Source organism: Streptomyces murinus, assembly GCF_002154555.1.
Taxonomy (GTDB): Bacteria; Actinomycetota; Actinomycetes; order Streptomycetales; family Streptomycetaceae; genus Streptomyces; species Streptomyces murinus.
This window is the reverse complement of record NZ_MUNF01000153.1, coordinates 1-7,137: the sequence shown is the minus strand read 5'-3', so window position 1 is coordinate 7,137 and position 7,137 is coordinate 1. Positions and strand designations below refer to the sequence as shown.

At 72.9% G+C, this 7,137-nt stretch carries 5 protein-coding genes; 3 read left to right on the top strand and 2 right to left on the bottom strand.

Features of this window, described 5'->3' with window-relative positions; all coding sequences use genetic code 11:
• A partial coding sequence (locus CCN72_RS11740; protein ID WP_107430091.1) for a PP2C family protein-serine/threonine phosphatase occupies positions 1 to 1,225 on the top strand: 1,225 nt, incomplete at its 5' end.
• 77 nt (positions 1,226 to 1,302) lie between these two features.
• Here CCN72_RS11740 and CCN72_RS11735 read toward each other — a convergent pair.
• On the bottom strand, positions 1,303 to 2,796 hold the full coding sequence (locus CCN72_RS11735; RefSeq protein WP_086807470.1) for a DNA-binding protein NsdB: 1,494 nt from the start codon (positions 2,794 to 2,796) through the stop codon (positions 1,303 to 1,305).
• Between the two features lie 246 nt (positions 2,797 to 3,042).
• Between CCN72_RS11735 and CCN72_RS11730 the strand changes: the two genes are divergently transcribed.
• On the top strand, positions 3,043 to 4,185 hold the full coding sequence (locus CCN72_RS11730) for an aminoglycoside phosphotransferase family protein (protein ID WP_086807469.1): 1,143 nt from the start codon (positions 3,043 to 3,045) through the stop codon (positions 4,183 to 4,185).
• A 351-nt stretch (positions 4,186 to 4,536) separates the two neighbouring features.
• Positions 4,537 to 6,507 (top strand): N-acetylmuramoyl-L-alanine amidase, encoded by a 1,971-nt coding sequence (locus CCN72_RS11725; protein WP_086807468.1) that lies wholly within the window; start codon positions 4,537 to 4,539, stop codon positions 6,505 to 6,507.
• A gap of 13 nt (positions 6,508 to 6,520) precedes the next feature.
• On the opposite strand, the gene CCN72_RS11720 is transcribed toward CCN72_RS11725, so the two are convergent.
• Positions 6,521 to 7,018: a glycosyltransferase family protein gene (locus tag CCN72_RS11720; protein WP_085563193.1), complete on the bottom strand. Its 498-nt coding sequence runs from the start codon at positions 7,016 to 7,018 to the stop codon at positions 6,521 to 6,523.
• Between the last annotated feature and the right edge of the window lie 119 nt (positions 7,019 to 7,137).

The window sequence follows — 7,137 nt, the reverse complement described above, 5'->3', positions numbered from 1 at the left end:
CGCGCCCCTGCCCCCGATCGCCGAGCCCCCGGAGCCCGCCGAGGCGCCCGCCGTCCGCCCGGCCCCGGCCGGCACCTCGGTCGGCGCCCCGCGCGGCGCGCTGCTCAGCCGGGTCGGCAGCGCGGAGTGGAACCTGCTCACCGACGAGGCGTCCTGGTCCGGGGAGCTGTACCGGATCCTCGGCCGCGACCCCGCCCTGCCCGCCCTCACCCTGGACGAACTGCCCTCGCTGGTCGTGGAGGAGGACCGTCCGAAGCTGACCTCGATGGTCACGGACTGCCTGATCGACGGCCGCCCGATCGACGGCGAGTTCCGGGTGCGCCGCCCCGACGGCTCCGTGCGCAGCGTGCACATGATGGGCGAGCCGGTGCTCGGCGCCGACGGCGGCACCGTCTCGATGTGGGCCGTGCTGCGCGATGTCAGCACGCTGCGCCGCAGCCGGCGCACGGTGCGCGAGACGCATGACTCGCTGCACCGGCACCGCCAGCGGGAGCAGACCGAGCACCGGGTCGCCACCGAGCTCCAGGAGGCCGTGCTGCCGCCCTGGCGTGGCTCCCTGCGCCCCCCGCACCAGGGCCCGCGGACCCTGGACCTCGCCGCGCACCGGCTGCCCGCGGACGGCGGGGCACCGATCGGCGGAGACTGGTACGACGCCCTGGAGCTGGCCGACGGCGAGACGCTGCTCAGCGTCGGCGACCTCACCGGGCACGGGGTGGCCGTCGCCTCCGGCATGGCGACCCTGCTCGGCGCGGTGCGCGGCATGGCCATGGCCGGCACCCAGCCCGGCCAACTCCTCGCCCTGCTCAATCAGTTGCTCGACGCCACGGTGCAGCCGGCTCTCGGCAGCGCCGTCTGCGCCCGCTACCGGCCCGCCACCCGGACCCTGGTCTGGGGGCAGGCGGGACACCCCGCCCCGCTGCTGTTCCGCGACGGGACGGGATGCGCGCTCGACGCCCCCGCGGGTGTGCTGCTCGGCGCCACCTCGGGCGCCGTCTACGGGCAGGCCGAGGTGAACCTCGTACCGGGCGACCTGCTGGTGCTGCACACCGAGGGACTGGTGCCCGGGCACAGCCGGACGGCGGCCGTGGACCGGTTGCTGGGCCTCGCTCCACGGTTCGACGACGCCCGGAGCGCACAGGACTGCGTGCGGGCGCTCGTGGAGGAGTTCGGCGGGGCCGGGCGGCTGGACGACGCGTGTGTGCTCGTCGCCAGAGTCACCGCCTGAGCCGACACCGGCGGACAGTGGATATGACCGGACGTCGGATACGCCGACCGGTGTGAGGGAATACGGCGCGCGGACCCCTACGCCTGCGCGCTGTTCGCGCCCTTGCTCCTCGGCTTGGGCAGGGCGAGCCTGATCTCCTCCCGCAGTTCATGGATCTTCGGGTATCCCGCGTACTCCGCGGTGAGCCGGTACATCTGGCGCAGCCGGTCCCAGGTGCGGCGCGAGGAGTTCGCGCCCATCGACATCAGGGCGAGCCGTGCGTAGCGGTCGGCCTGTTCGGGGTCGTCGGCGATGAAGCAGGCCGACGCCATGGAGAGATGGTCGAAGATCTTCGAGCGCTCCCGGCCGTCGACGCGCAGTGCCAGGGCCCGGTCCGCGAAGTGCTGGGCGTGCACGGCCGCGTCCGGGTCGAACTCGGCCAGCGTGCGGTAGGCCAGGGCCTGCATGCCGTACAGGTCCTCGGCCTTGAAGGTCTGCATCCAGTCGAGGGGTTCGCCGTCCCCCCGGTCGGCCACGAACAGGTCCTCGGCCTGTCCGAGGGTGCGGCGCATCGCCTGGCCCTTGCCCATCGCCGCCTGTGCCCAGGCCTCGATGGTGTGGAACATCGCCTTGGTGCGCGGCTGGAGGCGCTCGCCCCCGCCGGACTGGGCGAGCTTCATCAGGTCCAGTGCCTCCCCCGGCCGCCCCAGATGGACCATCTGGCGGGCCGCCCGGGACAGCGCCTCCCCGGCGCGCGGCCGGTCACCGCCCTCCCGGGCGGCGTGCGCGGCGATGACGAAGTACTTCTGCGCCGTGGGCTCCAGGCCGACGTCATGGGACATCCAGCCCGCGAGGACGGCCAGATTGGCGGCGACGCCCCACAGGCGCCGCTGGAGGTGGGGGGGATGGCGGTAGGCGAGCATGCCGCCCACCTCGTTGAGCTGGCCGACCACCGCCTTGCGCTGGAGGCCGCCGCCGCGGGCCGCGTCCCAGGCCCGGAAGACCTCGACGGAGCGCTCCAGCTCCGCGACCTCCTCCGAGCCGATGGGGGCGGCCTCGTAGCGGTCGAGACCGGCGGGGTCGGCGTGCAGGGGGTCGTCCAGGGCGGGGCCGTCCGCCCTGAGGACCGGGTCGGTGTGCAGCCAGTCGTGCATGGCGCTGCTGAGTGTGGATCCCGCGGCGAGCGCGGCACCCGCGCCCACCAAGCCGCGTCGGTTGAGCATGAGGTCCATTCCCGTGAATTCGGTGAGGACCGCGGCGGTCCGCTCGGGCGCCCACGGCACTCCGTCGGGATGTTCCTCGATCCCGTCGCCCTGCCGTTTCCCTGCCCGCCCGTGGCGCACCAGACCGAGGTCCTCGATGGTCACGACACGGCCGAGACGCTCGGTGAACAGAGCCGCCAGTACCCGTGGCACGGGATCGCGCGGGATCTCTCCCATGTCGATCCAGCGCCGGACCCGGGAGGTGTCGGTCGCCAGTTGGGGGTGGCCCATGGCCGCCGCCTGCCTGTTGACCAGTCTCGCGAGTTCCCCCTTCGACCAGCCGGCCAGGCCGAACAGATCGGAAAGGCGGGTGTTGGGTCGTCCGCTCACGTCAAGCCCCCAGGTTCTCGGCTGAGTTGACAGTAGCCGGGTGCGAGTTGCCGGGCGACTATTCGCCAGGGTTCGCCAGGGTGCGCCAGATGGTGTGCCAGGGGCCATCGGGTGTCAGGTAGGAAAGCGCCACCCCGACCCGGTCCCCCCGGGGACATTCCCCAGGGTGTACCCGGGGACCGGGCCGGGTTGACGCGAGGACTTCACAGGCAGGCACCGCAGGCAACGAAGGGATCTGTATCTCCCATGTACGCGGCATCGTCCTCCGTGTCCGCACCGCTTCGGCCGTTGCGCCCCCGCCCGGCGGGCGGCGGACCGTATCTCGACCCGGCGGTGCGTCCGGGCGGCTCCGTGCTGGGCGCGCCCCGCCCCCGGCGGGTTCCGGGACAGTCCGTCCCGCCGCTCAGCGGGAGACTGGACCTCTCCGGCCCCCAGGGCGCCCCGCTGCGCACCGCGATCGCCGCGGTGCAGCGGATCTGCCCGGAGTTCGCGCCGGTCCAGGTGCTGCGGCGCAGCGCGCGCTCCGTGCTGTTCGTGGGCACCACCGGGCGCAGCACGGCCGTCGCCAAGTGCCTGCTGGACCACGCGCCGGCATGGGCGGAGCGGAGCCGCCACGAAATAGCCGTATACCGCTCGTTCGTCCGGCACCGGCCCCCGGTGCGGGCGCCCCGGCTGATCGCGGCGGATCCGGACAACTGCACCCTGGTGATCGAGCGGATGCCCGGCCGGGTGGCGGCACTTCAGCGGCATCCGATGGAGGCGCCGCCCCGCGCCGACATCCGCGCGGCGCTGGGCGCGATCTGCCGGGTGAACGCCTGGCGGCCCCCCGCCGGTCTGTTCGACATGCCCCTGGACTATGTCGAACAGATGTCCCGATACCACGAGTTGGGGCTGCTCACCGACCGGGACCTCGGCGACCTCCAGAAGCTGCTGCACGGCATCGCGCAGGAGGTGGGCCGGGGCGCCATGCTCCAGTTCTGCCACGGCGACGCCCTGCTGTCGAACATCCTGATGTCCCCGGCGGGCCCGGTGCTGGTGGACTGGGAGCACGCCGGCTGGTATCTGCCGGGCCATGACCTGGCCACGCTGTGGCTGGTGCTCGGTCAGGCTCCGGGGGCGCGGCGGCAGATCAGCCAGATCGCCCAGTCGGCGGGCCCGGCCTCCCGGGACGCCTTCCTGGTGAATCTGATGCTGCTGCTGACCCGCGAGATCCGGCGGTACGAGACGGCCGTCCAGCGCTCGATGCAGGACCCGCCCCCGGTGGCGCCCGGTCTGCCCCACCCGGGCGCCGTGCCCTCCGGCGAGGAGCAGCGGCTGCTGCTGCGGCGGCTGCACGACGACTGCCAGATGGCCCGCAAGGCGGTGCGTGCGGCGGTCGGCACGCGCTGAAGGGGCGAAGGCCCGCGGTGCGCCAGGAATGGCGGCGCACCGCGGGCCTTCGTGCGCACGGACGCCGCCACGCGGGGGAATCGTTTCGGCCGTACGGCGGCGAGCACCTGGCGCCGCAGGGCCCACACCACGCGAGGTCCGTACGGCCGCGACCAGCGACGCGACCCATTGGTCTACGCCACTGACGCCCCGCAGGCCCGTCCACCGCCGTCGCGAAACTCGCCGAAACCCGTCGTGACGTGGGAAATCTCCTTGGCGATTGCATCATTGACGGATCGTCGGCCAGCCGATACCACTGACCCAGTTCGGCGCCGCACGCCCCGCCACGCCCGCCCGTCCCAGGAGGCCGCATTGCGAGGTTCCGCCCCTGATTCCCCGTCCACGCCCGGCCACAGACATCTGAGGCGGGCCGCCGTACCGCTCGCCGCGGCGGCCCTGCTGCTACCGCTGTTCGGCGCGGCCCCCGCCCAGAGCGCCCCGGACTCCTCCCCCGACCGGCTCCAGTCGGCGTTCGCCTCCGCGTCCGCCGAGTACCACGTGCCGGGGAGTGTGCTGCTGGCCGTCTCCTACCTCCAGTCCCGCTGGGACTACCACGGCGGCGCGCCCAGCGTCTCCGGCGGTTACGGCCCGATGCACCTCACGGACGCCCGTACCGCGCTCGCCGCCACGGAGCACTTCGCCGACGGCACCGAGGACGCCCGCGGCGACAGCTCCCGCCCCGCCCTGCACCCCGAGGCGAAGGTGCCGGCCGACTCGGCGCTGCCGGCCCGGCTGAAGACCCTGCCCGAGGCGGCGAAGCTGACCGGCATCCCGGCCGCGAAGCTGCGCACCGACCCGGCGGCGAACATCTCCGGCGGCGCCGCCCTGCTGGCCGCCGCGCAGCGGCGGCTGGGCGAGCCGCTGAGTGCCGACCCGGCCGACTGGTACGGCGCGGTGGCCCGCTTCTCCGGCGCCGACGACACGGCGACCGCGGCGTCGTACGCCGATGATGTGTACGACGTGCTGCACACGGGTGAGCGGCGCACCACGGACGCCGGTCAGCGGGTCGCCCTGGCCGCCGAGCCGGGTCTCGCGCCGGACACGGCGCAGCTGTCGCGGACCGGACTGCGCACCGTCAAGGACGACGGAGCGGAGTGCCCGAAGTCGGTGTCCTGCGAGTGGCTCCCGGCGGCGTACGCGCAGTTCGGCGACGACGACTACGGCAACCACGATCTCGGCGACCGGCCCGCGTCGCAGGCGATCAAGTACATCGTCATCCATGACACCGAGGGCGCCTGGGACGGGGTCCTGAACCTGATCCAGGACCCGACCTATGTGTCCTGGAACTACACCGTCCGCTCCACCGACGGACTGATCGCCCAGCACGTCAAGGCGAAGGACGTGGCCTGGCACGCGGGCAACTGGGACGTCAACGCCCGCTCGATCGGCATCGAGCACGAGGGCTTCCTGACCGACCCGGACGCCTGGTTCACCGAGGCGATGTACCGGTCCTCGGCACGGCTGGTGAAGTACCTGTCCGCGCGGTACGGCATCCCGCTGGACCGGCAGCACATCCTGGGCCATGACAATGTGCCCGGACCGACCGCGTCGACCATCTCCGGGATGCACACCGACCCGGGGCCGTACTGGGACTGGGCGCACTACTTCCAGCTGCTCGGCCACCCGTTCAAGAAGACCGCGGGCAGGCAGGGCGGCCTGGTGACCATCAGGCCGGACTACGCCACCAACCAGCCGGCCTACACGGGCTGCGCCACGGCGGGCGAGCCCTGCGCGGCGCACGCCTCCAGCGAGGTGCGGCTGTACTCCGACCACGATGTGAACGCGCCGCTGATCAAGGACATCGGGCTCGGTACGACGCCCACGATCGACGTCAACGACGTGTCCTCGCGGGTCTCCACCGGCCAGCAGTACGCGGTCGCCGATCACTGGGGCGACTGGACGGCCATCTGGTACCTCGGCCAGAAGGCGTGGTTCCGCAACCCGGCGAAGCAGCCGACGGCCGTCTCCGCCAAGGGGATGGTGATCACTCCGAAGGAGGGGCTGACCAGCATCCCGGTCTACGGCCGCGCCTACCCGGAGAAGTCCGCCTACCCGGCGGGGGTGCCCGCCCAGTCGGTGGTGGCGCTGCCGTACACCGTCCCGGCCGGGCAGAAGTACGTGGTCGGTGACGAGATGCCGGGCGAGTACTACTACTCGGTCACCTTCACCCCGGACTCGCACCAGGTGGTGCGGGGCAACGATCTGTACTACGAGATCCAGTACGGCCACCGGGTCGAGTTCGTCCGCGCGGCGGATGTGACCGTGGAGAACTCGGCGAGCTGACCGCTGCCGGGCCTCAGCCCTGCTGGAAAAGCTCCGCCGGGAGCGGCTTCAGCAGGGCGTACAGGTCGTCGGTGATGGGCCGGTCCCAGGCGGCGATGGTCACGAGGACGCCGTCGCTGCGGTCGAACTGCACACAGGAGATCCGGCCCTCGGAGAGCTTCAGCCGACGCACGATGAGGAGGTTGTCGCCCTGGAGCACCGGGGTGTCCTCGGTGCCGACGACGGTGACCTCCTCGTCGTTCTCCAGCGCCAGCAGCAGCTGGCCCACCTCGAAGGGGATCTCCTCCTCGGCCACCTCGCGGGCCGGGGAGCCCTGCGGCAGATTGCCGATGATCATCGCGGGGCCGCGGCCGCCGAAGAGGTCGTAGCGCAGGAAGACACCCTGGCAGGTGCCGTCGGGCGCGGGCAGCAGACCCGCACCGAGATTGCCCGGCCAGTCGCCCGGGTCCATGGCCAGCACGTCGAAGTCGGGTCCGGCGGGAGTGGCGCTGCGGCGGCGGAGGAACGACATGCCGCCATGGTACGTGCCCCGGCAGCACGGAGTGACCTGCGGGCGCCCGAGTGGTGGGGCGGTCAAAGTCGTGCCGGGTAAGGGCGGGAGGCGGTGTGCGGGGCGCTCAGGAGTGCGCC

What these genes read in the sequence shown, in the direction of transcription:
- CCN72_RS11730 (WP_086807469.1), top strand. Translation starts at nt 3,043, where the DNA reads ATGTACGCGGCATCGTCCTCCGTGTCCGCACCGCTTCGGCCGTTGCGC.
- CCN72_RS11720 (WP_085563193.1), bottom strand. Translation starts at nt 7,018, where the DNA reads ATGTCGTTCCTCCGCCGCCGCAGCGCCACTCCCGCCGGACCCGACTTC.